22 protein-coding genes are annotated in these 23,405 nt (G+C 50.4%); 9 read left to right on the forward strand and 13 right to left on the reverse strand.

The annotated features are described in order from the left end of the window. Positions 1–503: 503 nt before the first annotated feature. The 4 genes from NYE70_RS22375 to NYE70_RS22390 form a co-directional block, all read right to left on the reverse strand. Positions 504–938, reverse strand: a complete 435-nt coding sequence (locus tag NYE70_RS22375; RefSeq protein ID WP_211022957.1) for a universal stress protein — start codon at positions 936–938, stop codon at positions 504–506. Positions 939–1,029: 91 nt separating this feature from the next. Then, entirely contained in the window at positions 1,030–1,293 is a 264-nt protein-coding gene (locus NYE70_RS22380) for a DUF1294 domain-containing protein (protein WP_211022958.1), read from the reverse strand. 109 nt (positions 1,294–1,402) lie between these two features. After that, positions 1,403–1,540, reverse strand: a complete 138-nt coding sequence (locus tag NYE70_RS22385) for a hypothetical protein (protein ID WP_211022959.1) — start codon at positions 1,538–1,540, stop codon at positions 1,403–1,405. Positions 1,541–1,610: 70 nt separating this feature from the next. Then, positions 1,611–3,752 carry a DNA topoisomerase III gene (locus NYE70_RS22390; RefSeq protein WP_341048295.1) on the reverse strand — a complete coding sequence of 714 codons (2,142 nt, stop codon included), beginning with the start codon at positions 3,750–3,752 and terminating at the stop codon, positions 1,611–1,613. Between the two features lie 361 nt (positions 3,753–4,113). Between NYE70_RS22390 and NYE70_RS22395 the strand changes: the two genes are divergently transcribed. Then, positions 4,114–5,100, forward strand: a complete 987-nt coding sequence (locus NYE70_RS22395; RefSeq protein ID WP_211022978.1) for a ketoacyl-ACP synthase III — start codon at positions 4,114–4,116, stop codon at positions 5,098–5,100. Here NYE70_RS22395 and NYE70_RS22400 read toward each other — a convergent pair. Continuing rightward, positions 5,093–5,686, reverse strand: coding sequence for a hypothetical protein (locus NYE70_RS22400; protein WP_341048297.1), 594 nt, complete (start codon positions 5,684–5,686; stop codon positions 5,093–5,095). The two genes, NYE70_RS22395 and NYE70_RS22400, sit on opposite strands and share 8 nt — an antisense overlap. Before the next feature lie 230 nt (positions 5,687–5,916). Between NYE70_RS22400 and NYE70_RS22405 the strand changes: the two genes are divergently transcribed. Continuing rightward, a complete protein-coding gene (locus tag NYE70_RS22405) occupies positions 5,917–6,129 on the forward strand; it encodes a hypothetical protein (protein WP_341048298.1) in 213 nt (70 codons plus the stop codon). Between the two features lie 347 nt (positions 6,130–6,476). Here the strand turns inward: NYE70_RS22405 and NYE70_RS22410 are convergent, their stop codons facing one another. Continuing rightward, positions 6,477–7,400, reverse strand: coding sequence for a DMT family transporter (locus tag NYE70_RS22410; protein WP_341048300.1), 924 nt, complete (start codon positions 7,398–7,400; stop codon positions 6,477–6,479). Positions 7,401–7,639: 239 nt separating this feature from the next. Between NYE70_RS22410 and NYE70_RS22415 the strand changes: the two genes are divergently transcribed. Further along, positions 7,640–8,488 carry a sulfurtransferase gene (locus NYE70_RS22415; protein ID WP_445323886.1) on the forward strand — a complete coding sequence of 283 codons (849 nt, stop codon included), beginning with the start codon at positions 7,640–7,642 and terminating at the stop codon, positions 8,486–8,488. Positions 8,489–8,548: 60 nt separating this feature from the next. On the opposite strand, the gene NYE70_RS22420 is transcribed toward NYE70_RS22415, so the two are convergent. Beyond that, on the reverse strand, positions 8,549–9,877 hold the full coding sequence (locus NYE70_RS22420) for an IS3 family transposase (protein WP_211026252.1): 1,329 nt from the start codon (positions 9,875–9,877) through the stop codon (positions 8,549–8,551). A gap of 714 nt (positions 9,878–10,591) precedes the next feature. Between NYE70_RS22420 and NYE70_RS22425 the strand changes: the two genes are divergently transcribed. The 3 genes from NYE70_RS22425 to NYE70_RS22435 are packed head-to-tail and all read left to right on the forward strand — an operon-like array spanning position 10,592 to position 13,580. Further along, positions 10,592–11,542 (forward strand): iron-hydroxamate ABC transporter substrate-binding protein, encoded by a 951-nt coding sequence (locus NYE70_RS22425; RefSeq protein ID WP_341048304.1) that lies wholly within the window; start codon positions 10,592–10,594, stop codon positions 11,540–11,542. Positions 11,543–11,550: 8 nt separating this feature from the next. After that, positions 11,551–12,570: a FecCD family ABC transporter permease gene (locus NYE70_RS22430; RefSeq protein ID WP_341048305.1), complete on the forward strand. Its 1,020-nt coding sequence runs from the start codon at positions 11,551–11,553 to the stop codon at positions 12,568–12,570. After that, positions 12,567–13,580 (forward strand): FecCD family ABC transporter permease, encoded by a 1,014-nt coding sequence (locus NYE70_RS22435; RefSeq protein ID WP_341048306.1) that lies wholly within the window; start codon positions 12,567–12,569, stop codon positions 13,578–13,580. Before NYE70_RS22430 ends, NYE70_RS22435 begins: the two co-directional genes overlap by 4 nt. 133 nt (positions 13,581–13,713) lie before the next feature. Here NYE70_RS22435 and NYE70_RS22440 read toward each other — a convergent pair whose 3' ends face one another. From NYE70_RS22440 to NYE70_RS22460, 5 genes are all read right to left on the reverse strand, one after another. Then, entirely contained in the window at positions 13,714–14,862 is a 1,149-nt protein-coding gene (locus NYE70_RS22440) for an alpha/beta hydrolase (protein WP_341048309.1), read from the reverse strand. A 257-nt stretch (positions 14,863–15,119) separates the two neighbouring features. Next, entirely contained in the window at positions 15,120–15,791 is a 672-nt protein-coding gene (locus NYE70_RS22445) for a stalk domain-containing protein (protein WP_341048311.1), read from the reverse strand. 105 nt (positions 15,792–15,896) lie between these two features. Beyond that, positions 15,897–16,616 carry a zf-HC2 domain-containing protein gene (locus NYE70_RS22450; RefSeq protein ID WP_341048312.1) on the reverse strand — a complete coding sequence of 240 codons (720 nt, stop codon included), beginning with the start codon at positions 16,614–16,616 and terminating at the stop codon, positions 15,897–15,899. A gap of 2 nt (positions 16,617–16,618) precedes the next feature. Continuing rightward, the gene (locus NYE70_RS22455; protein WP_341048313.1) at positions 16,619–17,107 is read right to left on the reverse strand and encodes an RNA polymerase sigma factor; all 489 of its coding nucleotides are present in this window, start codon (positions 17,105–17,107) and stop codon (positions 16,619–16,621) included. Positions 17,108–17,217: 110 nt separating this feature from the next. Further along, the gene (locus tag NYE70_RS22460; protein ID WP_341048315.1) at positions 17,218–18,285 is read right to left on the reverse strand and encodes a suppressor of fused domain protein; all 1,068 of its coding nucleotides are present in this window, start codon (positions 18,283–18,285) and stop codon (positions 17,218–17,220) included. A gap of 342 nt (positions 18,286–18,627) precedes the next feature. Here NYE70_RS22460 and NYE70_RS22465 point away from each other — a divergent pair, with 342 nt between their 5' ends. The 3 genes from NYE70_RS22465 to NYE70_RS22475 are packed head-to-tail and all read left to right on the forward strand — an operon-like array spanning position 18,628 to position 22,250. Then, the gene (locus NYE70_RS22465; protein ID WP_341048316.1) at positions 18,628–19,377 is read left to right on the forward strand and encodes a hypothetical protein; all 750 of its coding nucleotides are present in this window, start codon (positions 18,628–18,630) and stop codon (positions 19,375–19,377) included. 13 nt (positions 19,378–19,390) lie between these two features. Further along, a complete protein-coding gene (locus NYE70_RS22470) occupies positions 19,391–21,079 on the forward strand; it encodes a vWA domain-containing protein (RefSeq protein WP_211026217.1) in 1,689 nt (562 codons plus the stop codon). Between the two features lie 43 nt (positions 21,080–21,122). After that, positions 21,123–22,250, forward strand: coding sequence for a toxic anion resistance protein (locus NYE70_RS22475; protein ID WP_341048952.1), 1,128 nt, complete (start codon positions 21,123–21,125; stop codon positions 22,248–22,250). A gap of 79 nt (positions 22,251–22,329) precedes the next feature. Here NYE70_RS22475 and NYE70_RS22480 read toward each other — a convergent pair whose 3' ends face one another. Further along, positions 22,330–23,202 (reverse strand): pentapeptide repeat-containing protein, encoded by an 873-nt coding sequence (locus NYE70_RS22480; RefSeq protein ID WP_341048319.1) that lies wholly within the window; start codon positions 23,200–23,202, stop codon positions 22,330–22,332. Between the last annotated feature and the right edge of the window lie 203 nt (positions 23,203–23,405).

Here is a 23,405-nt window from a genome sequence, read left to right on the forward strand (position 1 = left end):
CTTACCTTTATCTGACGAGCTTGTTCACTCTTACTTACTCTTATTTACTCCTACTCCTACTCCTACTCCTACTCCTACTCCTACTCCTACTCCTACTTCTGCTCCCACTCCGGTTTCTACTTCTCCACTATCCTTTTGCTTACTTTACTCCTACTCTTACTCTAACTCCGCTTTTATTCTACGCTGACTTCACTCTTGCTCTACTTTTACTCCTGCACCCTGCCCAAATTTCCGACGCCAAGTCTCTTCACATTTCTAACGGACATACGAGCCGCTAAATCGCAAAAAACCACCTATTCGCCGCGCTAACGGACACAGATGACCTTATTGGCCTCCTTTCGCTCAAAAAGTGAATGATTCCACCAACTTAAGGGCTCTGGAGTCCGTTAGGTTCCAAAACCAGCGATTTTGTGATGTTTAAGAGCTCTCATGTCCGTTAGCGGCGGGCAGGATACTACAAAAAAAGGAACACCGATCACCGGCGTTCCTTTCAACTCACTTATTTATTTCACAACAAGCACCGGAATCCGGGCATGCTGAACGACATTATGGCTGACGCTGCCAAGCACGAATTCACGGATGCCGCCAAGACCGCGGCTGCCGATGATGATGATGTCGCTGTCGTGCTTTTTCACATAATCGAGGATCCCTTCAGCAGGTGCCCCTTGAAGCATTTCGACCTTGGCGGTTACGCCGGCCGCTTCGAGCCGGTTCTTCGCTTCCTCAACCGTTTTCTCGGCCAGCTCGTAAAAATCCTGGTTTACCGAAGCGGGAATAGGAGCAAAGCCCTCCGCCACATAAAACCGCGGAAAATCGAACACATGCAGCACCTCAAGCGTCGCTCCAGGCGTGACCTTAACCAGATCGATGGCCTTATCAAGCGCTTTGTTGGAAGCTTTGGAACCGTCATAGGCGGCTACAATTTTAGAAAATAACATAGGAACGCACCCCTCTTCTCTAAAAGTATGTACACCATTAAACGTTCGAAACTCAGTATGAAACGAATAAAGCTGCAATGACGGAAGGCCGTCAGGTCAAAAAATAACCGTAAAGCACGGCATTGAGCAGCAGGAGCAGCGGCACCCCGATACGAAAACTGGCATGCTTCGTCTTATGACGTTTCATGTTCATCGCCAGCAGTATACCCAGCGCTCCGCCGATGGCGGCAAGCAAGAACAGTGTCTTCTCGGGAATCCGTTCTTTCCTCTGCCTGGCCCGCCGCTTGTCGTCGGACATCACGATATAGGCCACGAAATTGATAAAAATAAACCAGATCAAAAGCCCTAACCGCATATCTTCCGCCTCCTCGCGCCCGGCCTTACAGGCATTCGCCTTCCTGACTCCATTATACTCCTATCTCTTTCAATTAAAAAGCTCCCCTCGCGGGGAGCACTGCATGCCCTCAGGACTCCTGCTTCGGAATTTCGTTCAGGCTTGGCGGGTATTCCGCCTGCTTCTTGGGCTTTAGCGAAATGCTTTCCTCCAAGATACTGGATTTGTTCTGCCGGTTCTGGGTCTTCTCAGCTTTGTTGTGCGGCATAAGATCACCTCCCGGCTTTAGCATCCCGAGCGTATTTACCTTTTATTCGAAAAAAAGATATCTCGGAGGGTTAATCGCCTTTTTTCTCCAAAGCCGCTTTAAGCAGCTCGCCTAAATTGGAACCGAGTGTTTCCTGCTTGGCGTACTGCTTCACAAGCTTTTGCTGCTCCCGCTTGTTCACGTGCTTGGAATCTTTATTCACCGTTTCCGTGATGCCGCAAGGCAGGCACTGAACATACAACCCGGCCTTGCCTTCTTTCATCTCCATCTTCTTGTGGCACTGCGGGCAGCGTCGGTTAGAGAGCCTTTTCTCTCCGGAACGCCGGTATCCGCAATCTTCACTCGGACAGATCAGCATAAGGCCGCGTTTCGATTTTTTCTCCAGCAGCCGGGTTCCGCAATCCGGACAATGACTGTTCGAAACGTTATGGGGTTTGTACGAAGCCTCGCTGTTTTTGACGCCGCGCACCAGGACCTCGGCCATCTCCCGAATCCCGCCGAGGAACGGATCGGGCTTGCCTTGCCCGCGGGCGATGCGCTCCAGCTCGGACTCCCACTTCGCCGTCAATTCCGGCGATCGGAGATCGGCTGGTGCCAGCTCGATCAGTTGCTTGCCCTTGCCTGTGGGATGCAGGCTGGAACCCTGGCGGTCGATCGTATCGGAGCTGACCAGCTTCTCGATAATGTCCGCCCGAGTCGCCGGCGTGCCAAGGCCGTGCTTCTCCATCTGCGTCAACAATGCCGCCTCCGTATAGCGCTTCGGCGGCTGCGTCCGTCCGCTCTGGATCCGGCAGCGCTTGACCGTCACGGTCTCGCCTTCCTTCAGCTCTGGCAACGTAGCCCCCGTGCCTACGCCCCGATCTTCCCCGTTCTCGTTCTCATCGTCGTCCGACTCATCGAACGCCTGCCCGTCATAAACGGCTCTCCAGCCGCTGTCCTTCACGGTAACGCCTTTGGCGAGCAGCTTCTCTCCATCGACCTCCAGGACGACGGCAACGCTGTCGAACCGGGCCGCCGGATAGAACAGGCTGATAAAACGCCGTACGATCAAATCATACAGCTTGCGTTCCTCTGTATTTAAGGCATTCAATATTACTGTTTGCTCCGTCGGAATAATGGCATGATGATCGCTAACCTTGCTGTCATCCACCACCCGTTTGCTAACCGGCAGCGGCTTCCGCAGCAACGGTCTCGCTAACGATGTATAGGGCCCGATGGCAACGCTGGTCAAGCGCTCCTTCAGCGTGTCGACCATATCGGAAGTCAGATAACGCGAGTCCGTACGCGGATATGTGACCAGCTTGTGCTGCTCATACAAGCGCTGGAGCACATTCGATGTCTGCTTCGCGGAAAAGCCCAGCATTCGGTTTGCGTCCCGCTGCAGCTCAGTCAGGTCGTAAGCCTGCGGATGCGGCACCTGCTTCTCGCTCTTGTTCAGCTTGATGATCTTGCCGCTTCGTCCCTCCAGCTTACGCTGCAGTCCAGCCGCTTTATCCGCGTCAAAAATACGCGAATCCCCGCCGTTACCGCGCCATACGGCTTCGAAAGAGCCCAAATCGGCGCGAAGCACCTGATATTCCTCCGACTGGAACGACAAAATCTCGCGTTCGCGCTGCATGATCATGCCCAGCGTAGGCGTCTGAACGCGTCCGGCCGACAGCGGAGCGCCGAACTTGCAAGTCAGCGCCCGCGTCACGTTCAAGCCGATCATCCAGTCGGCCTCGGCCCGGCAGCGCGCCGAATGATACAGCCGGTCAAATTGCCCGCCCGGCTTCAAGGAAGCGAAGCCTTCTTTGATAGCTTTGTCGGTCTGCGAAGAGATCCACAGCCGCTTGAACGGCTTGTTCCATTTCGCCATATCCATGATCCATCTCGCGAGCAATTCGCCTTCCCGCGCGGCATCCGTCGCCACGATCAGCTCGCCGATGTCCTGGCGGCGCATCAACTGCTGCACCGCTTTATACTGATGACTGCTCTCGCGCAGCACTTTCAGCTTCATTTTCCCCGGAAGAATCGGAAGATCCTCCAACGACCAGGTTCCGAACTTGCCATCGTAATCCTCGGGTTCGGCCAGACCGACCAAATGTCCAAGAGCCCAGGTCACGACATATTTCGGCCCCTCAAAATGTCCCTTATGCTTATCGCGGCTTCCCATCACCCGGGCAATTTCCCTTGCCACGGACGGTTTTTCCGCCAACACCAACGTTTTCATAAATGTAATCCTGCACTCCTTTCCTTGCCTCCCCTCATTATATCATCCTCCCGGCCTCTCCGCTCCCGACTGTCCAGTCGGCTTTGCCAACGCATATTTCCCTCCAGAAACCCGCTTATGTAAGGGTCCGATCTCGCATGTTTTTCATCATTTTCACATAGAGAACAGGAATGAGGTGCAATAATAACCTAATCCTCTGAATTTCCTTTCAAATACTACAGTAACGTGTAATAGAATTTATGGAGCAAGTTTCCACATTTGCCGCTTGGAAATTAAACAAATTGCTGTTACAATCTAAACTAATACCTGGTATTAGTACCTGATGCTAAAGTAAAGAATAAAGGAGTGACTCGCCGTGACCTTGTCTTCTAAAGCTCGGATTACCGCAATCGGCACGTATGTACCCGAACGAATTCTTACCAACGAGGATCTGGAAAAGCTCGTCGAAACGAGCGACGCATGGATTGTGCAGCGAACCGGCATCAAAGAACGGCATATTTCCGCTGAGGATGAGTTCACCTCGGATTTATGTATCCGGGCCGCAGAAAATTTGCGCGACACTTTTAAGGTTAGCCTGGATGATGTCGATTTGATTATCGTATCAACGACAACTCCCGATTACTCCTTCCCCACGGTTTCCTGCCGGATCCAAAAGCATTTCGGAATGGAACATGCCGGAGCCGTCGATCTGAACGCCACCTGTGCCGGCTTCACCTATGGGCTTCATATGGCAAACGGAATGATCAGCTCGGGCCTTCATAAAAAAGTGCTGGTCTTCGGCGGAGAAACGATGTCCAAAATTACCGACTACACTGACCGCAGCACCTGTATCCTGTTCGGGGACGGCGCCGGAGCCGTCCTGGTGGAATATGACCCTGACCACCCGAGTTTCGAGTCGGTCTTGATGGGGACCCAAGGGAGCGGCGGCATTCATGTATACCGTTCAGGTCTCTCGACGCAAATGGATGGCAATGCCCTTGCGGGCGATGGCCGGATCGTTCAGAACGGACCCGAAGTATTCAAATGGGCCGTCCGTACCGTTTCGTCGGGCATCGAACGCCTGCTTGGGCAGGCCGGACTCACATTGGACGATATCGATTGGTTTGCGCCGCACAGCGCAAATTTAAGGATGATTGAATCGATCTGCGAGAAATCAGGCATTCCTTTGGGCAAAACGCTGCAGAGCGTACAAGACATGGGCAACACATCGTCCGCCTCGATCCCGCTCGCCCTGCAGTCCGGAATTCGGGCCAATCAATTAAGTCCCGGCGACCGGGTCCTGCTCTATGGATTCGGCAGCGGATTGACTCATTGCGGAATGATAATCCGCTGGAATCTAATCAGTTAAACTCCCGGAACAATAAGAGCGAATACACATATTTGCTGGAAGGATACTTGAAACTCAGTACCAATCCCGCATCTTCAATCCTTATCGACTTCAACGCGTTCGTCTTCACTCTGCATCGCACCAGGCTGGCGGCGGCCCGCCCGTCATTTTTGGAGATCGCCCGGGCAAGCGCCCGGGCATATGTCGGCCCGCAAGCGATTGTCTCAAAAAAGGGAATCAGCGCCCGGGCCATCAGCCGGTGTATTCCCGCATTGAAATGAAACTGCACCTTCCCCGGCGGAATCGTGATCCCGCAGGAATAATAGGATCCCGGCGCCGGAAAAGAAATAAAATAGCCGATCCCGTTCGTACCCATACCGCGGCGGGAGAGACTTGGCGCTACCGCGCCCAGCAGCTTCTGCATTCCATCCAAATCAGCCCTGACGACAGCCCGGCTCCAGGCTGACGCAAAACCGCGGCTCCGCGCCACCACCCTATAGAACGGCAGCATCTCGGCCGCTATTCGCCGCAAAAGCCCCGCTGTCGGAAGCTGTCCCACACGCCCCCGGCGAAGGGTTCTCCTTTTGTTCCCTTTACGTTCCGACATATACGATCCTCTCCTCGTGGAAGACATGAACTTCCAATCAAATCGCTTTTCATTATTAATGCATCGTATGCAATCGCCCGTATTAGCGGGTGGGCGTTTGTCCGTTCGTTTTTTATTGAGAAGGTCGGTGCGTTCCGAACGCCGTTACTGGACAAAACGATTTATTCGTTGATATGCTTAACGCTAGAAGTGATAGAGCAATTACTGAAAAAGAGGAGATTTCGAACGCCGTGCCAACGATAAGACGACTTTTGACCGAACAGGATTTCCAGGAAGCGATGGACCGGCAGCTTCGCATCCGCGTTTTCCGTAATGACCATATGGTGGACAACAACACCCATGTCATCCGGTTTACCGACGATACCATCATCACGCAAACCGGGGTCAGCGAATTAACGTATCATCCCCGCCGGGACAGCCAGTTTTTTGAGCTGAGAAAATAGAATCGGAGCCTGACCGGCTCCATATAAAAAGACGCCTTTCGGCGTCTTTTTTCTGCATATTTACTTTAGTTGCCCCTTGCTTTCCGCTCCCTGCCCCGCACACCATGCAGCTGACGAATAATAACGGACTTTTGAGGTCTTATTTTCACAAAAAATAGCCGTCCATAGAAAATAAGGGACTTTTGGGCTCTTATTTTGCCAAAGCAAAGCGAAAAGCCGGAAGTTTAGCAAGACTTGAAGAAATAAGGACCAAGAAGTCTCTTATTTCTCGCTTAAAGCCTAAATTTGCAAAAATAGCGCCCAAAAGGTCCTCTATTTTGTAGCGGGAGCAGAGTGCTTTGTATGTGCTAAGCTGATTTTTTAAGCGAACTTAGTTCCGGCTCGGCTTCAGAGGTTTCTTTTCCATATCGGATAAAGATCCATACCCCGCCCAAAATAGCGACTCCCGCAACCAGCTGCACACCGGTCAAGCTTTCCTTTAACAACAACCAGGCCAGCAACGAGGCGAATACCGGTTCGCCAAGAACCGCCATCGAAACGGCGGAAGCGCTGATGAACTTCATCAGCCAATTGAACAAATAATGCCCGAACAACGTCGGGACGATGGCAAGCAGCAGGTAAATCCCCCACTCCCTTGGAGCGTATCCTGTAAAAGCAAATCCGCGAACCGCGTTATAACCCGCAAGCATCGTTGCCGCGATGAAGAACACCCAGAAATTGTAGACAAAGGCGCTCATATTTTTAAGAAGCTGTTTGCCGGCAAGCATATGCACCGCGACCGCAATCGTCCCTAGCAGGGACAGCAGGTCGCCTTGCAGTGCCGTGCCCGACAATTTGAAGTCGCCCGATCCGATCGCCACTGAGCCGGCCAGAGCCACCCCCATGCCTGCCAGCATGGGGCGGTTGATTTTTACGCCGAATAATAGAAAAGAACCGAGCATTACGAGAATGGGCTCCAGCGTAAGAATGACGGTCGAGCTCGCCACGGTAGTCAAACGAAGTGAACTCATCCACAGGAGGAAGTGAAGCCCGAGCATCGCCCCGGATAACAGCAATCCCCTCCATTGTCTGGATGTCAAGCTTAACATCTCGCCCCGGTATTTCCACGCTAATGGAAGCATCAGCAAGTTCGTCAGGTACAGACGATACATAGCGACGATGGATATTTCCGCGTTTGACCAGCGAACGAAGATCGAAGAGAACGAGATCGCAATAATGCCTATGATATATAGAAGCTCGTATGAGACGGATGACTTGGATTTCATGTTCATGATGCTGCTGCTCCCCTGCTTCAATAATAGTAGTGTCGATAGATTCCGGTAAGCCGTCCCTAATTATAGACGATTGCTGCGGGTTCCTTCAATGGAAATATGAAAGCCGACGATCTGCTGGAGTAACACGATCAACCTTTGCTTTGAACCGTACCGTACGGTGTGCTACATTGAAGATATCCGCGGGGATTGCCCGCTTGCTCAGGGACTTTAAGATAAAGGAGAATTCATATATGAACATTAATCCTATTGTATCGCCAAAATGGCTGCTCGCCCGGATGTACGAGCCGGACCTCGTCATTGTGGATTGCCGCTTCGTCCTCGGAAGCCCGGAATCGGGGCAGGCCGCTTATGCCGTCTCTCATATTCCAGGTGCCGTATTCCTTGATATCGAAGAGGACCTCTCGGCACCCGTCGGACCGCACGGCGGACGGCACCCTTTGCCTGAGCCGCAGGAGCTCGCCGCCCGCCTGGGACGCGCGGGCATCAGCAACGCCTCCCGGGTCGTGGCCTACGACGACCAGGGGGGCTTGTATGCAGCGCGGCTTTGGTGGCTGCTGCGCTGGCTGGGCCATGACGACGTGTACGTCATGGACGAAGGTTTCGCCGCCTGGCAGGCCGGCGGCTTCCCCGTGACCGACGCGACGCGCACCGTGGTGCCGGCGTCGTTCGTCCCGGACGTCCGCGGCGACATGCTCGCAGACGTCGGCGAGGTCCGCCGGGCGCTCGGCGATCCCGGCGCCCTGCTGGTGGACTCCCGCGACGCTTCGCGGTACGCGGGAGAACAAGAACCGATTGACGCCAAGGCCGGGCATATTCCCGGCGCGATCAATCGGTTCTGGAAGGGCGTGCTGGATGACCAGGGGGCCTGGCTGGCGGAGCCGCAGCTCCGCGAGCAGCTAGCCCCGGTCATCCGGGCCCTCGACGATGGCCGCGAAGCCATCGTCTACTGCGGCTCCGGCGTCAGCGCCTGCCCGAACGTGCTGGCGCTGCACCGGCTGGGCTACCCGCAGGCGAAGCTCTATGCGGGCAGCTGGAGCGACTGGATTAGCTATGAGGAGAATCCGGTGGCGACTGGAGAAGAATAAAAAGAAGAAGCCGCGTTGTAAACTGGTACCCTTGTCAAGGACACTTAAAAAAGAGAAGGCTTAGGCAACAGACAATAGATGATTCCTGTACTGAACAGGGGTCATCTTTTTTAATCCCCATTGATACCTGTGATGGTTGTAATATTGAATATAGCGGTCAATTTCGTCTTGCAACTCTTCAAAAGTGATGCAACCTCGACTATCTACATGGTCTTTCATGTGGCCAAAAAATGACTCCTGCGGGGCGTTGTCCCAACAGTTTCCTCGTCTGGACATGGACTGACCTAAACCTTTCTGCTTCAATAGCTTTTGGTACGTGGGGCTTGTATAATGGCTTCCCTGATCTGAGTGGATGAAAGCCTCTTTATGTAATTTAACACGTCTTTGTTTCATGAGTTTATCTATAGTTTGAGTGGCAATGGATAAATCAATTCGCTTTGAAAGATGATGTGCCAGTAGTTCCCCCGTAGAAGCATCCAATATAGTCGACAAATAGCCTACCTCCGTACGGTTGTAGGGAAGATACGTAATGTCGGTAAGCAAGACGAACCCCGGAATACCCTTCTTGAAATTCCTCTGTAACTGGTTAGGAAGGGTTCGATGCTCCAGGGTAGCTTTGGCCATACGTTTGTAGGGGTTCGGCTTTCTATGCGGACACACCAGGTTTAGTTTTTTCATTAACCGGCGGATTCTCTTTAGGTTGTAGGTGATACCAAATTCATTCTGAAGAACCATCTTTATGGAGCGAGACCCCTTTTTGAACCCTCTCCAATAGAATGCTTTCTTAATCCAGCCACCTGCCACGACGTCGAGTCTTGCACGTTCTAAGCGGGCGTCTGCAGCCTTTACATAGCTGTAATACCCCGAACGAGATACGTTAAGGAGTTTACAAAGATAGCGAGTCATACGCCCAAGGCCTTGGTCTACGGCCTCTGCAATTAACTCAAATAATTTAGTTTTGCTCAGATTCATTCCTTTTGCTACCAACAACCTTTCGTTCGAGTCTAGCTTTTTTAGTAGTTCAAGTTGGGACTCCAGGAGTTTGATCCGAGCATCTTGCTTGGCAATGACCTCCTCTTGCGTCAGTTCTCGCTGCAAGGGACGCCCCGAGCTGCCTTTACGAGAATCCGTTAAGCCAACGATTCCATCGCGTTTATACGCTCTCCGCCAACGATCAGCACACTGTTTTATACGACTCATCCCTATGACATTTACATCAAATCCATTGGCCTCAAAAATCTCCCTAGGCGTTTTTTGTAACATATTTTGATCGATGAAAAGCTGCTTAAATTCATCTGAATAAGTTATGGCCTTCGCACTTACATTCACCACGTACTTGTTTTGTGATAGGACCTCACGGTCCTCTTCGGTAAATCTCTTCTTGCTCATGCAATCCCCCCCCCCCCCCCCCCCCCCCGATGCTTATTCCAGTATACAAAAAGGTACCCACAGCCTGAACACCTTTTTTCAAAGTGTCCAAACTATGGGTACCAGTTTATTGGAGGCGGGTTCTTCTTTTTATATATAATCTACTTCTTATGTAGTTCAATCCGTTTTACCTCTGTCGCTTTCAGCCGGAACAAATTCGAGAATATCTCCCGGCATAACTGGCCAGATTATGCACTTCATCTGATCATCGCCGTAATAGCTGCGCAACAGTTGGCAGTAGAGTAGGTTGAAGCGGCCCAACCCCCTCCGCAATTTTAACGGACATACGAGCCGCTAAATCGTAAAAAAGACGTAATTCGCCATTCTAACGGACACAGATAACCTTAATCACCTTCTCGTGCTCCAAAAGTGACTCATTCTACTAACTTAAGGGCTCTGGTGTCCGTTAGGTTACAAAACCAGCATATTTGCGTGGTTTAAGGGCTCTCATGTCCGTTAGCGGAGAAAAACACCACGGACCCACCTATCCCGCTAAACCTGACCGCCCCCCTTCTTTCGCTTCAGGTATTGTTTAATACGAGTTTGGCAACGAAAGGTGTCGCTGTGCGTCGCCCGATTTTGGGGATTGACAAATTATTCAGGAGAATTTAAAGTTTATAAATGATAATGATTATCAATATCAAAGATATAAATTTGAGAGGGAGATTACCGGAAATGAAGAAATTATTGTTACATCTGCTTGTCCTTACAATCTTTGCATTAAGCGCTTGCGGCAACAATACAAGCACCAATAGCGGCGCAAACAGTTCTACTTCAGATGTAAGCAAGAACTCTGCGAACAGTAGCTCCGATACGATTACTTACCAATCCGAAAACGGTCCGATCGAGGTTCCTGCCCATCCACAGCGTGTTGTCGTCCTGTCCGGTTATGCAGGCAACCTGCTGGCACTTGGCGTTCCACTTGCCGGCGCAGATTCCTGGACCAAGAATAACCCTAATTTCCAGGATCGACTCAAGGATGTTCCCGAAGTATCCGAAGAAAATGTGGAAAGCATCTTAAACGCGAAGCCTGATTTGATTATCGCGGGATCGGATATCAAAAATGCCGATAAATTGAAGCAGATTGCTCCATTGGTCACTTATACATATAACAATGTGGATTATCTGACCCAAGTTCTGGAGATCGGCAAAGCGGTGAATCAGGAACAGAAAGCTGCTGACTGGATTGCCGACTTCAAAGAACGCGCCCAGAAGGCAGGCGAAGAAATTAAAGCCAAAATCGGAGCCGACAGCACCATTTCCATTATCGAAGGGGATTCCAAGGCATTGTACACCTTCGGCGACGCTTGGGGTCGCGGTACTGAAATCATCTATCAGGCGATGGGTCTGAAAATGCCGGATAAAGTAAAAGAAATGACGTCGAAAGAGGGCTATTATGATTTGTCACTGGAAGTTCTCCCGGATTATATGGGCGATTACGTCATTTACAGTAAAGATCCGGCTAGCGATGCCTCCTTCCAGCAAACAGACACCTATAAGAATATTCCGGCCGTTAAGAATGGCCGTGTCTTCGAAGTAGATGCCACCGGCTTCTATTTCAACGATGCAGATTCTCTTGATTATCAGCTCGATTTCATCACGAAATCACTGCTTGGCTCCAAATAATGATAGTGATGCAGAATCAACCTTCGCAAAAGTCGGCAAAATCTTTTGCGTTTAAGCTGTTCGTCAGCTTGATTATGTTTATGGTCATGTTTGCCCTGGCGGTCATGCTGGGCGCAAAAAGTGTCTCGCTCGCAGATATCTGGAGCGCCATTAGCAACCCGAACGCAACAGGTGACGATATATCCGTCATCCGGGAACTGAGGCTTCCCCGGGAAGTTGGCGGCATCCTGGTCGGCTCCGCTCTGGCCGTTGCCGGTGCGATCATGCAAGGCTTGACCCGAAACCCGCTCGCCGATCCCGGGCTGCTCGGCCTAACTTCCGGCGCAAATGCGGCGCTGGCCGCTACCTTTGCGTTTATGCCGGCTGTCGGTTATTTCGGTACGATGGTGGCCTGTTTTATCGGCGCAGCCGTGGGCGTCATGCTGGTATTCGGAATCGCCGCCCTACGGCGGCAGAATATGTCCCCGCTGCGTATGGTTCTGGCCGGTTCTGCGGTTTCGGCCCTGCTTGCCGCAGTAGCGGATGGCATCAGTCTTAAATACAAAATTTCCAAGAACGTTTCGATGTGGACGTCCGGCGGACTGATCGGCACAACCTGGGGACAAATTGAAGCGATTGCCCCGGTGATCGCGCTTTCCCTCATCGCCGCGATCCTGCTGTCCCGTCAGCTTACGATCCTTAGCCTGAATGAAGGAACGGCCGTCGGGCTTGGTCTAAAAACTACGCGAGTCAAAATTGTGCTTTACGTGCTGATTACTCTACTGGCGGGAGCCGCGGTCGCCCTCGTCGGCAATCTGGCATTTATCGGCCTGATGATCCCCCATCTTGTACGAGTGTTCGCCGGAACTGATTATCGAACGATTCTGCCGCTTTCCGGGGTCGTTGGCGGCACCTTTATGCTGTTTGCCGATACGCTGAGCAGGATGATCAATGCGCCGTTTGAAGTGTCGGTCGCCGCGATTGTAAGCATACTGGGTCTACCCTTTTTCCTGTTCATTGTTCGTAAAGGGGTGCGACCATTGTCATGAACACCGTTATGTTCCTTCGCAAACAACCCGTTGTCGTCGTCCTTCTCGTTCTGCTTACCCTCGCCACAATCGTGATCGGGCTTGGCATCGGTTCGTCTCCTGTGTCGTATGACAGGTTACTTCCTACCCTATTCGGCCACGGGTCATTCGAAGACCATTTCGTCTTGTATTCGATCCGTCTGCCGCGAATGCTGATTACGTTGCTGTCGGGGATGTCGCTTGCTTTATCCGGGGCCATTCTGCAGGGCATTACCCGCAATGATCTGGCCGATCCGGGGATCATTGGCATTAATGCGGGAGCCGGAGTTGGCGTCACTGTCTTTTTCCTGTTTGCGCCGATCCATGTTGAATCGTTTATTTACGTAATTCCGCTTGTGGCGTTTGTCGGGGCCTTGGTAACCGCCATCCTGATCTATCTGTTCTCCTATAAACGCGGGGAAGGCGTTCAGCCGATCCTGCTGGTCATTACCGGCGTAGGATTTTCTTTGGCTCTATCCGGTCTTATGATCTTCCTCATCTCCTCGGTAGACCGGACAAAGGTAGACTTTATCTCCAAATGGCTGGCCGGTAACGTTTGGGGGACGGATTGGCCGTTTGTTCTGGCCTTGCTTCCCTGGTTGGTTATTCTTGTTCCTTATGTACTGTTCAAGTCCAGAGCCATGAATTTGCTCGCTTTGAATGAGCCCACGGCGATCGGAGCTGGCGTAAAGGTTCAGAAGGACCGGATTCTGCTGATATTGTCTGCGGTGGCTCTGGCGGCTTCGGCCGTTTCGGTTACCGGAGGCATCTCGTTTATTGGGCTAATGGCGCCGCATATCGCCAGAGCCCTGGTAGGTCCAAGACATCAGCAGTTTGTGCCGGTATCCATTCTGATCGGCGGTTGGCTGCTCCTGCTTGCCGATACGATTGGCCGCAATCTGTCGGAGCCGAACGGCATCGCAGCAGGGATCATGGTTGCTTTTATCGGTACCCCTTATTTTCTTTACCTGCTATTAAAGAAAGAGCATTAAGGCGGAAATCGCCGATTCCCGCCCAAAGAAGGGCAACTTGTGCTAGCGAAGGGCATTCTCCGATTAACCGGAGGATGCCTATTTCTTAGTCGACAGGTTACCTCACTTTTTCCCGTTACAATAAAAAATAGATTTAGCGATCATTTTCGATCTCATACAACTGGGTTATACCTTGATAGGTCACTTCCACAGTCAAGTCTTCCTTCTTCAAAAAGGTCACCATTCCTGATGGATCCACCTGGCCTGCCTCGGGATTCAGCACCTTATATGAGGCTTGGGAGGATACGGAATATTCCATTCCATTGTCCATAGTAGCTACCGGATTGAGGCGGGGAAACGATTCCCCCATCCATGAAATAGACATATAGTCGCTTACCTCCAGCTTAACGGCTTGACCGGGTGTCTTTCCGGCGAACATGATAAGCGGATTATGTACTCGTTTGGACCAGAAAATCTCGTCATGCGTACCCGCAGGATCCATCAGAAAAAATAAATCCTGTCCATATTTAAATCCCTTCGACAAAAGTAAATCTACCAGAGGGTCAATTGCCATTTCTTCCTCCGCGCCCATGTCCAGCCAAATCTTCACATCCGGCTTCCCGGTTTCTTGTCTCCACTCTTCATAAGCATTCCCGTTAGCTACCCATGTGGAGACAGACATCGCACCGATCATCGAAAAAGTCTCGGGATGGTGATACCCCATCCAGAACGCCTGTACTCCGCCAAATGACGATCCCATAATCATACGGTGGTCCCTGTCCGGGATCGTTCTGTATGTTGAATCCGCAAAGGGAATAACGCTTTCAAGAAAAAAACGGGTAAATTCCTCCGCCCCTTTTCCATCCGAAGGGATAGAATCATTAGGGAAGGGGACATACTCATTCCCCCGGTCTGAGCCTTCACCTGCATCGACTGCAATTACAATCACCTTCTCCAAATTGCCGTCGCTAACAAGCTCGTCAACCTTCTTGTCAACCAGCCACTCTTTGTTGAAAGAGCTGGTGCCGGTATTGAACACATTCCGCCCGTCGTTCATATACACTACCGGATAACGGTCTTCACTGGTTTCATAACCAGGCGGCAGGTAAACAAAGATTCTCCGTTCCCCAAGCTTTTCTATGCTCACTGTACCTTTGGTCTCATCAGGAGCAGCATTTTCCTTCAGGGTTGGCGAAGGCTGGACCGCGGTTGGCTCCTGTTTTTCATTACAACCTGTGAGCGCTAACATGAATAATGCGGCAAGTCCCAAGCAACTTAACTTATAAATCCAGTTTTTGACCATCTGTTTTTCCTCCGTTCAGTTGTGCAAACGTTTTCACCAATTACAAGTCTTCACAATTCATAGTCTCCGCACTATGTACCTGCTTCCCGCCCCGTAACTGATAACACAATTATAATGGAAGTATGCGCGGAGGAAAAGTATTCCAGTATTTTTAAAGTGCGGTGCCTATGCCTTTGATTAAAAAAACCGCCAGGGATATTCCCCTGACGGTTCTTAAATATTTTAAACCCTTATTTCTCCTTGGCCTCAACTCGGCTTTATTTATAGTAAGAAGTCGTCAACGGGATGAATACGGAACCTCCGCTTTTAGCATCGCCATGAACATACAATGCCTTAACTCCCGAAATATCCGCCTCAATCGTTACCAGGCCGTCTTCCACTCTTACGTCCTGTTTTTTCAACACAGTATCGGTATCGCTATCCTGAATTGTAAACTCCTTGAGATCTTCTCCAATGGCCGCAACTTGAATGTACAGCTTTTGGTATTTTCCTTCCGGATACAGCATGAACGAACTGCCGCGGCTGCCGCTCCCGTTATCGAAGAAGACGTCCTTGTAATCTTTACCGTTATAAATCGTCACCTTCGGATCCTTGGTATGATAGGAAGAATCAAAACCTTTGGCAATAGAGACTCCTTCGGTTTGTTCACCCAGCTCGACCGTATTACTTTTTGCGTCGAAATTCACAGTGACACCCAATAGATTAGAGATGGAGCGGACAGGTAAATATGTATTATTGTCATAAATAATCGGAGTAATTACCGCCCCGCTGCTGTTCGTCAGTTGCACGGGATGGCCGTCAACCTTGAACTTGATTCCGGGATTCAAGTAAGCTTTAATCTCCTGCAAATTAGAACCGGCATAAACGCCCGTCCCCAGACAACCCAGCATGGCTGAAGCAATCAGTGCGACAGTAACCTTATTTTTCAATTGAATATACCCTCCTAAAATTAATTAATTAAAATCCAAGATAATCCAGGGAGATTATACCTATTTTTTTCTATCTAGGCAATATGAGTAAATACCTAAATTTGGTTACTGGGGGTTAAACCAAGCCTCCACCTTATCGCTGGCAGCCGGAACCTCCATCCCCTTTTTCCAGACCAATATGCTGTCCTCCGGTTTGCCGTAGTACAATGCCTCCATCTCTCTATCTTCACCGTATTTCTCCTTGTAAAAATAGTCCATTTCATTCATGGCACTGTAATAACTTACTGCAATTTTTACCTTTGCCTTGGTTTTGATGATGGGACGGTAAGGAACAATATAAACATTCCCGTCCTCGGCCATTTCGAATTTGGAGAAGTTGGATTCATACCCGTCGGTCAGAGCGATATGATACGCTATTTTTCCGTTCTCCAGCCGGCTGACATCCGAGATCGCGATGACATTGGAAGGAACGGGAATGATGTTCCAGCGGAATAGGCCGACGTAACCTAACAGCAATACGCCGCAAGCCAATCCGGAAATAACCGCTCCCTTCAGAAAAGCTCTCCATTTTGAACGGTTCCAAAACCGCGAAATCTCCTTCATCGCCTCTACATCTTTACGGTTTGACTCCCCTTCTTCCCTTGGAATTTGCAGGTCGGCCTGCATTTTGTCCAGCTCTTCGCGGAGGGACTCGGATACCTCCAAATGGGCTTTAACCAGGGCTTCGGTTTCTTTGCTGCACACCTTATCAATATACAAGGGCAGCAGATCTCTGATGATATCATCGTGGACTTTGTTCTTATTCATGTTCATGTTCATGTTCATGTTCATGACCCCTCCTTCAAGAGTTCCTGAATCTTCTGTTTCGCCCGATAAAAAGTCACTCTCGCCCAGCCTTCGCTTTTTTCAAACAACCCGCCGATCTGAGCAAAAGACAACTCTCCGAACACTCTCAAGGTAAACACCTCTTTGTAAGGTTCCTTCAGCTTACGCAACGCCCGGTGGATTCTCATGGTCTCGTCCGTTTTCAGCAGCGTTTCTTCCGGGTTTGCCGCGCTTGCTACAGCGTCTTCCGGTTCCGGGGCATAACGTTTTTGCTTGTCGAGATGGGCAAAGTAAGTGTTCTTGGCGATTTGGCAAAGCCAGACGCTGAGCTTGCAGTTTCCCTTAAAGCTATCGATGCTTTTCAGTGCCTTAAAAAACGTCTCTTGGGTAACTTCTTCCGACAACGCCTCGTTCCGGCTTAATGAATACACGAATAGGTACACATCGCGAAAATACAGATGATAGATCTTTTCAAAATCGAAATCAGCCACGCCTTCACATCCTCACGACTATATGACCGGCCTAACCGGAATTCGTTACAAAGATTACGAAAAATAAAAAAAGGGAGAGCCCTTTTATGACTCTCCCCTTCGATTTCTCCTCAACCGATCGTATGAGCTACGTTTCCGTCCTGATCGGTAATATGTGTTTTTAAGATTTGTACGGCTACTCCTTTTAAGGAGGTCAGGTCAAACCGGCACTCTTTGGGGATTAGTTTGCCGGAGAGCTCCGCGGCCGCATTATCATCCAAGCTGAAAGTGATTTCGTTGTCGGCGCCGGTTTCATATCCCGATGCTTCCCCGGGCGTGAATACGACCCGGACGTCGGGGCCGACAAGACTTAACTTTTTGCCTTTCAAAATACGTCCCCGGAGCAATTTACCGACAATTTCGGCTTGCTTCGCCCCTATTTTCAACGTGGCCGGGGTCTTGCTAAAGAGTCCCTTTTTCCCCGGCTCGAAACCGAGCTGGTCAACAAACAGAAAACCGGTATTAGAGCCGTCCCGTTCCATTCCAGCCTGTACTTCCTCTGCTATGGCGGGAACCTCAAGCAACGATTCCCGTGTCAGATCGGTTATGTATTTAGGCAGATACGTAAGTCCGGTTGAGAGAACCCCCAATGTATTCCAGGTCTGCATCGCCTCCAGCTCATCGCCCGTAATTCCAACCATCTGCAAGAACTCCACGCGGCCGTTCGGCGTATCTATATTCGGAAGCTGTGGATCCTCCACAAAGGCCAGCGCGGTCAGCTTCGTGTCGGCATCCATGCATATAGGGCCGTTAGCGTCCAAATAATCCCCCGCTCTAAAGACGTTGCCGCTGTTAAACACGTATCTCCCCATATTTTGAAGCAGATTCAGCGCCCATCCTGGCGGCTCCTCTTCCTCGGTGTCCCGGACCAGTCGAAAAGTCAATTCAAAGCCGTATCCGCTGTCTTCCGCATGCTCCGATTCTTTTTCGTACAATTCTGTAAATCCATAAGTCACGAAATGCCAATGAGGAACCGGCTCTTCCGCCTTATACGCACTAATTCCGTCCAAGGGATCCGGCCCGCCCAACGCATAAGAAATTAGCGTTCCGTAATGCTTTGGCTCCTGGTCCCCATAGATCTTGACCACCTCTTGATCAATGGCATCCCAGCCTGTAGTTATCTCCAGCTCCTCGCTCATCTCTGGTCCTCCTCTTTCGTCACTTATATAGCAATTCATTAATGATTAAACCTATTATAAAAGAAATTTTGGAGAGTGCAGTTATAGAGGGTGGTTTATAGTAAAAATTAATGCTTTTGACCTAACAGGAAGAATTAGCATGAGAATCCCGAAACGTACATTTTTGAAACAATTTCCATGGTACATCCGTAATAACTCAGAAATAGCAACATTTTTATCGATCTAAATTAGAAACATCTGGGACCCCGCAGTGATTATCTGATAAAATTAGCACAAAGAGCCTTTCGGTCATCTGAACGTGCGCGAAATGGCAGGAATACTTTATGTACTATCGAGGGAGGTGTGAATTTGAACAATTCGAGATTATTTAAACTGCTAGGACTAATTGTCGGTGTGGTGCTCCTGAACATTGTAGTTTTATCACCCGGGTTATTGGGGGTCCAGATCGGTGGAGATACCGTGATCCAAACCGCATTCGGCGTAACCTTGCTGGTAATCAGTTTCCTTGTGCTTATTTATGGGAGTTATGTCTTGCTGTTTAAGACCTCTGCCCCTCCTCCCGTAAAGGACATACAAAGTCATGAGGATTACATAAACGCTCTCTATCATTACAGGGATATCAAGGTGCTGAAGAAAGATATCCTTCTTGCCTTGGATCAACTGGACAGAATCGACAAGAAAAGGAACACCTTGCTGGATGTGCTGAGCCAGCGATTCGATCCAACCGAATTAAGCTACCAGAAGTTCAAATCCGTCATTTTTGAAGTCGAAAAGCTGTTCTATCTTAATGTAAGGGGCATTCTGAATAAACTCGGCGTTTTCGATGCTTCGGAATTTTCCGCCTTTGCCGCCGAGCAAAATTCAGGAAGGTTCTCCAATAAGCTGGTACAGGAAAAGACTAAGCTATACAACGAGTATTTGGACTTTGTATCCGGGTATCTCGGCGCAAACGAAGAAATTTTACTCAAGCTCGATAAGCTGCTGCTCGAAATGGCCCAATTGGGAAGCGCGGATTATAAAGAGATCGAGGATATGCCCTGCATGAAGGAAATTGACGCACTCATTAATCAAACTAAATTTTATAAGCAATGAAAGGGAGATGAGAATGGCAAAGAAGGGTAAGGCATTTCTGGTGTTGGCAATCATCGCTGCGGCGGTTTTTGCGCTCGTCTATTTTGGAATCACTTTAACGTCTAATCTGGGGAAATCCCAGACTGAGATCACTACCGAAGATGCGGCTAAAAAGCTGGATAAAATGTACAAAAACATTTCGGTCTCTTCTGCAGAACCGCTTAAGGGTCAGATCGACCTGGATCCAGTCAATGTCGGCGACTCTTTGCCCGATATCTCCAAGTTTCCCATATCGGTAGAGAACACGACGGACAGCTTTGTGGAAATCTTCTCTTCACCTGAAAAATCGGGCACCGGAATCGACGGATGGCTGAACGAGGTGGCGGAGGACTTCAACAAAGCGAAAATCACGGTGAACGGAAGCCAGGTCTCCGTCAAGATACGAAATATCGCTTCCGGGACCGCGACGGATTACATCAAATCCGGCAAATATGTTCCGGATGCCTTCACTCCGTCCAATGAGCTGTGGGGTGAAATGGTCAAGGCTCAAGGAATCAAAGCCGAATTAGTCACGGAGCGACTGGTCGGGAATGTCGCAGGCATCGTATCGAGCAAGGCCAAATATGATGAACTGGTGGATAATTACGGCTCCGTCAATATCAAAACCATTACGGATGCGATCGCAGGCAATGAACTGTCCATGGGTTACACCGATCCTTTTGCCAGCTCGACAGGATTGAACTTCCTGGTGACTGCGCTCGGGACGTTTGACAGCTCCGACCTGCTTGGCGATAAAGCTGTACAGGGTTTTGAAAAATTCCAGGCGAACGTACCGTTCATCGCCTCCACTACGCTGCAAATGCGTGAAGCCGCCAAAACGGGGATGCTGGATGCTTTTGTTTTAGAGTACCAGACCTACCTCAACGCAGCGGATTTCAAAAGCGGATATGTATTCACCCCCTTTGGCGTGAGACATGACAGCCCGCTTTATGCGCTTGGGGATCTCTCCGCAGACAAACAGGAAATCATCAAGCAGTTTGCCGATTTTGCCGGGCAAGAGAAATATCAGAAGCTGGCTAAAGACAAAGGCTTTAATGAGCTTGAAAATTATCGTTCCGAGGTTCCGGCCGTTGACGGCACCCTCCTCTCCTCCGCCCAGAAGCTGTGGAAAGAGAAAAAGGACGGAAACAAGCCGATCGCCGCGGTATTCGTAGCGGATGTCTCTGGGAGCATGGACGGCGAACCGCTGAATCGTCTGAAGGAATCATTATTAACGGGACAAAAGTATTTGGGACGGGACAATAGCATCGGTTTCGTATCTTATGCCGACAATGTAACGATCAATCTTCCGATCGGGAAGTACGACACGAATCAACAGTCCATGTTCGTCGGCGCGATTAACAGCCTGCAGGCCGGCGGGGGAACGGCGACGTTTGACGGTATTGTAGTAGCCATTAAAATGCTGCAGGATGAATTGGCTGCAAACCCGGACGTGAAGCCGCTGATCTTTGTATTAAGTGATGGGGAGACCAATGAAGGCCATTCGCTCAAAGATATCAGAGGATTGATTGAAAATTATAAAATCCCGATTTACACGATCGGGTACAACGCCAACATCAAAGCGCTTGAAAGCATTTCGAGCATTAACGAGGCGGCCAGCATCAATGCGGATACGGACGATGTAGTATACAAGATCGGCAATTTGCTCAACGTTCAGATGTAATTATATTGAATTCGAGGAGGGGTTTTTATTGTCAGCATTCAGCATGGAAGTCGTAAGTCCCGAGCAATTGAAAAACGCAATCGAGGAGCAGGTCCAGCCTGAACCGGAAGAGGTGTCGGAGCTCCAGCTTTTGGCTTCGAATAACGTCAACGCTATTTTGGAGCTTGATATCGAATCTTTGGAGAAGCGCAAAGAAATCCTGCATTCCATCGATAGCTTCGGTATGAATACGATGAAGTCTTCCTCCGAGAAGAACTCCTTGTTGCAGGTGTCCGTAGGCAAACTGTCCAAAACCGGGGATGACGGCGGCCAAGTCGCCAAGGGCTTGACGGAGCTGCACCTTCAGCTCAAAGATCTGGATCCCAGCGTAGTCGATTTTGCCAAAACCGGATTCCTGGGCAAAATATTCAACCCGCTCCGGAGCTATTTTGCCAAGTTTGAGAAGGCGGATGCCGTTATCTCCGATATCATTGTGTCGCTTGATAAGGGCAAGTCCACTTTAAAAAATGATAATACGACCCTGGAATTCGAACAGCAGGCTTTGCGCGAGTTGACGAAAAAGCTGCAAAAGGAAATACAGCTCGGCATGCTGATGGATACGGAGATCGAGAACCAACTTGAAACCGCCAAACAACGGCAGGAATCCGAGGATAAAATCCGGTTCATTACGGAGGAAGTGTTGTTCCCTCTCCGCCAGCGTGTCATGGACCTGCAGCAAATGCTGGTCGTGAACCAGCAAGGCATTATGGCGATCGAGGTCGTCATCCGCAATAACAAGGAGCTGATTCGTGGCGTTGACCGGGCCAAGAACGTGACCGTCTCCGCGTTGAAGATTTCCGTCACGGTCGCCAGCGCTCTATACAATCAACGAATCGTTCTGAAGAAAATCGAGCTGCTGAACCAAACGACGGACCAACTGATCAGCAGCACATCAAGAATGCTGAAAGATCAAGGCGCTGCCATCCAGAAGCAATCGCTTGAAACGAGCATTTCCGTGGATACGCTGAAGCAGGCCTTTGCCGATGTGCTGTCGGCCTTCGATTCGATCAGTACCTATAAGCAGGAAGCCCTGCCTAAGATGCGCGATACGATCATCCAGTTCCGCGAAATGGCGGACAGCGGTGAGCAGCAGATCCAACGGCTCGAGAAGGGGCAGCGATTGGGGCTATAAAAATAGCACTTATTTCAACAAAAAACAGGCATCCCGCTTGCGGGAATGCCTGTTTTTTTCTATGCGCTCGGCGAATAACCTATGCCGACCAGTGGCCCGGCCGTTCAAGTCCCGGAGGCAGCTTGGTCGCGGCGTCACCCTTAGCCGCATTTAACTGAACCTGGGTAACGAAGAGACTGCCGGTAAGATCGGCGCCCCGGATGTCCGCATCGCGGAAATCCGCTCCGATCAGGTCAGCCGCTCGTAAATCGGCTCCACGAAGATCCGCCGCAATCAGATAAGCCCCGCGAAGGTTGGCGTATCTCATGTCGGCTCCCTTCAGGTTCGCCCCGATGAGATCCGCTCCCCGGCCCAGCTTCTTTTTGGGCGGATTCAGCGGGCCTTTGTGCCGGCGGCGGGCTTCGCCCCGGACCAGCTCGCTCGTTTGCAGCAGCAGTGAGTTGACCTCCGCCCGGTGCAGCCCTACCTCTACCCGCAACAGCTCGTCCGGGCTCAAATCGGTAAGTCGCAGCGTCTCCTCGAGCGCGGCCTGAAGCTCCCCGTAAATGGACTGCGCAGCTGGCATCATCAGGGCTTCCGTCAGGTACCAAAGCAGCTCATGCAGCTGCCACATCACCGGAAACACTTCGTACATTTGCTTGGCCGATTCCGGAGCTTGGCGCCAATGTTGCCCGCCGAAGGTATCCTGGGAAACTTTTTGCCCGGCGCCGAAGCAATCGTAAACCGTGCAGCCGCGGAAGCCCCCGTCCCGGAGGGTCGTATGAACACCGCAGCGGAAATCCGATTGCAGATTCGGGCATGGCGTACCCGCATCCTTATCGGCCGCAAAGTCTGACGATACCGCAAATGGCAGCGCCACACAGCATAAGCCGAAGCAGTTCTCGCAGTCGCCCTGCAGCTTGGAGTTGTTCATTTTATGTAAAGCCCCTTTATGTTCCCTATCAACAGTCATGTGGAATAATCTCCTTATGTTTCATTGCTTTCCCTAATTTATGCATACTCTAATCTTACGGCAAAACAATGGTAGATTAACAGGTAAATTAATTATATTCAATCTTTACTTTTCTCGAACTAGTCCGTACAAATCGAGATGAACTTCTCAGCCAAACCTTATTCAAAAAAAAAGCACGCACCGTTTGAAGGTACGTACTTTTT

The organism is Paenibacillus sp. FSL R5-0407 (assembly GCF_038009185.1).
Taxonomy (GTDB): domain Bacteria; phylum Bacillota; class Bacilli; order Paenibacillales; family Paenibacillaceae; genus Fontibacillus; species Fontibacillus vini.

What these genes read in the sequence shown, in the direction of transcription:
- NYE70_RS22375 (WP_211022957.1), bottom strand. Translation starts at nt 938, where the DNA reads ATGTTATTTTCTAAAATTGTAGCCGCCTATGACGGTTCCAAAGCTTCC.
- NYE70_RS22380 (WP_211022958.1), bottom strand. Translation starts at nt 1,293, where the DNA reads ATGCGGTTAGGGCTTTTGATCTGGTTTATTTTTATCAATTTCGTGGCC.
- NYE70_RS22385 (WP_211022959.1), bottom strand. Translation starts at nt 1,540, where the DNA reads ATGCCGCACAACAAAGCTGAGAAGACCCAGAACCGGCAGAACAAATCC.
- NYE70_RS22390 (WP_341048295.1), bottom strand. Translation starts at nt 3,752, where the DNA reads ATGAAAACGTTGGTGTTGGCGGAAAAACCGTCCGTGGCAAGGGAAATT.
- NYE70_RS22400 (WP_341048297.1), bottom strand. Translation starts at nt 5,686, where the DNA reads ATGTCGGAACGTAAAGGGAACAAAAGGAGAACCCTTCGCCGGGGGCGT.
- NYE70_RS22410 (WP_341048300.1), bottom strand. Translation starts at nt 7,400, where the DNA reads ATGAACATGAAATCCAAGTCATCCGTCTCATACGAGCTTCTATATATC.
- NYE70_RS22420 (WP_211026252.1), bottom strand. Translation starts at nt 9,877, where the DNA reads ATGAGCAAGAAGAGATTTACCGAAGAGGACCGTGAGGTCCTATCACAA.
- NYE70_RS22425 (WP_341048304.1), top strand. Translation starts at nt 10,592, where the DNA reads ATGAAGAAATTATTGTTACATCTGCTTGTCCTTACAATCTTTGCATTA.
- NYE70_RS22430 (WP_341048305.1), top strand. Translation starts at nt 11,551, where the DNA reads ATGCAGAATCAACCTTCGCAAAAGTCGGCAAAATCTTTTGCGTTTAAG.
- NYE70_RS22435 (WP_341048306.1), top strand. Translation starts at nt 12,567, where the DNA reads ATGAACACCGTTATGTTCCTTCGCAAACAACCCGTTGTCGTCGTCCTT.
- NYE70_RS22440 (WP_341048309.1), bottom strand. Translation starts at nt 14,862, where the DNA reads ATGGTCAAAAACTGGATTTATAAGTTAAGTTGCTTGGGACTTGCCGCA.
- NYE70_RS22450 (WP_341048312.1), bottom strand. Translation starts at nt 16,616, where the DNA reads ATGAACATGAACATGAACATGAATAAGAACAAAGTCCACGATGATATC.
- NYE70_RS22460 (WP_341048315.1), bottom strand. Translation starts at nt 18,285, where the DNA reads ATGAGCGAGGAGCTGGAGATAACTACAGGCTGGGATGCCATTGATCAA.
- NYE70_RS22470 (WP_211026217.1), top strand. Translation starts at nt 19,391, where the DNA reads ATGGCAAAGAAGGGTAAGGCATTTCTGGTGTTGGCAATCATCGCTGCG.
- NYE70_RS22475 (WP_341048952.1), top strand. Translation starts at nt 21,123, where the DNA reads ATGGAAGTCGTAAGTCCCGAGCAATTGAAAAACGCAATCGAGGAGCAG.
- NYE70_RS22480 (WP_341048319.1), bottom strand. Translation starts at nt 23,202, where the DNA reads ATGACTGTTGATAGGGAACATAAAGGGGCTTTACATAAAATGAACAAC.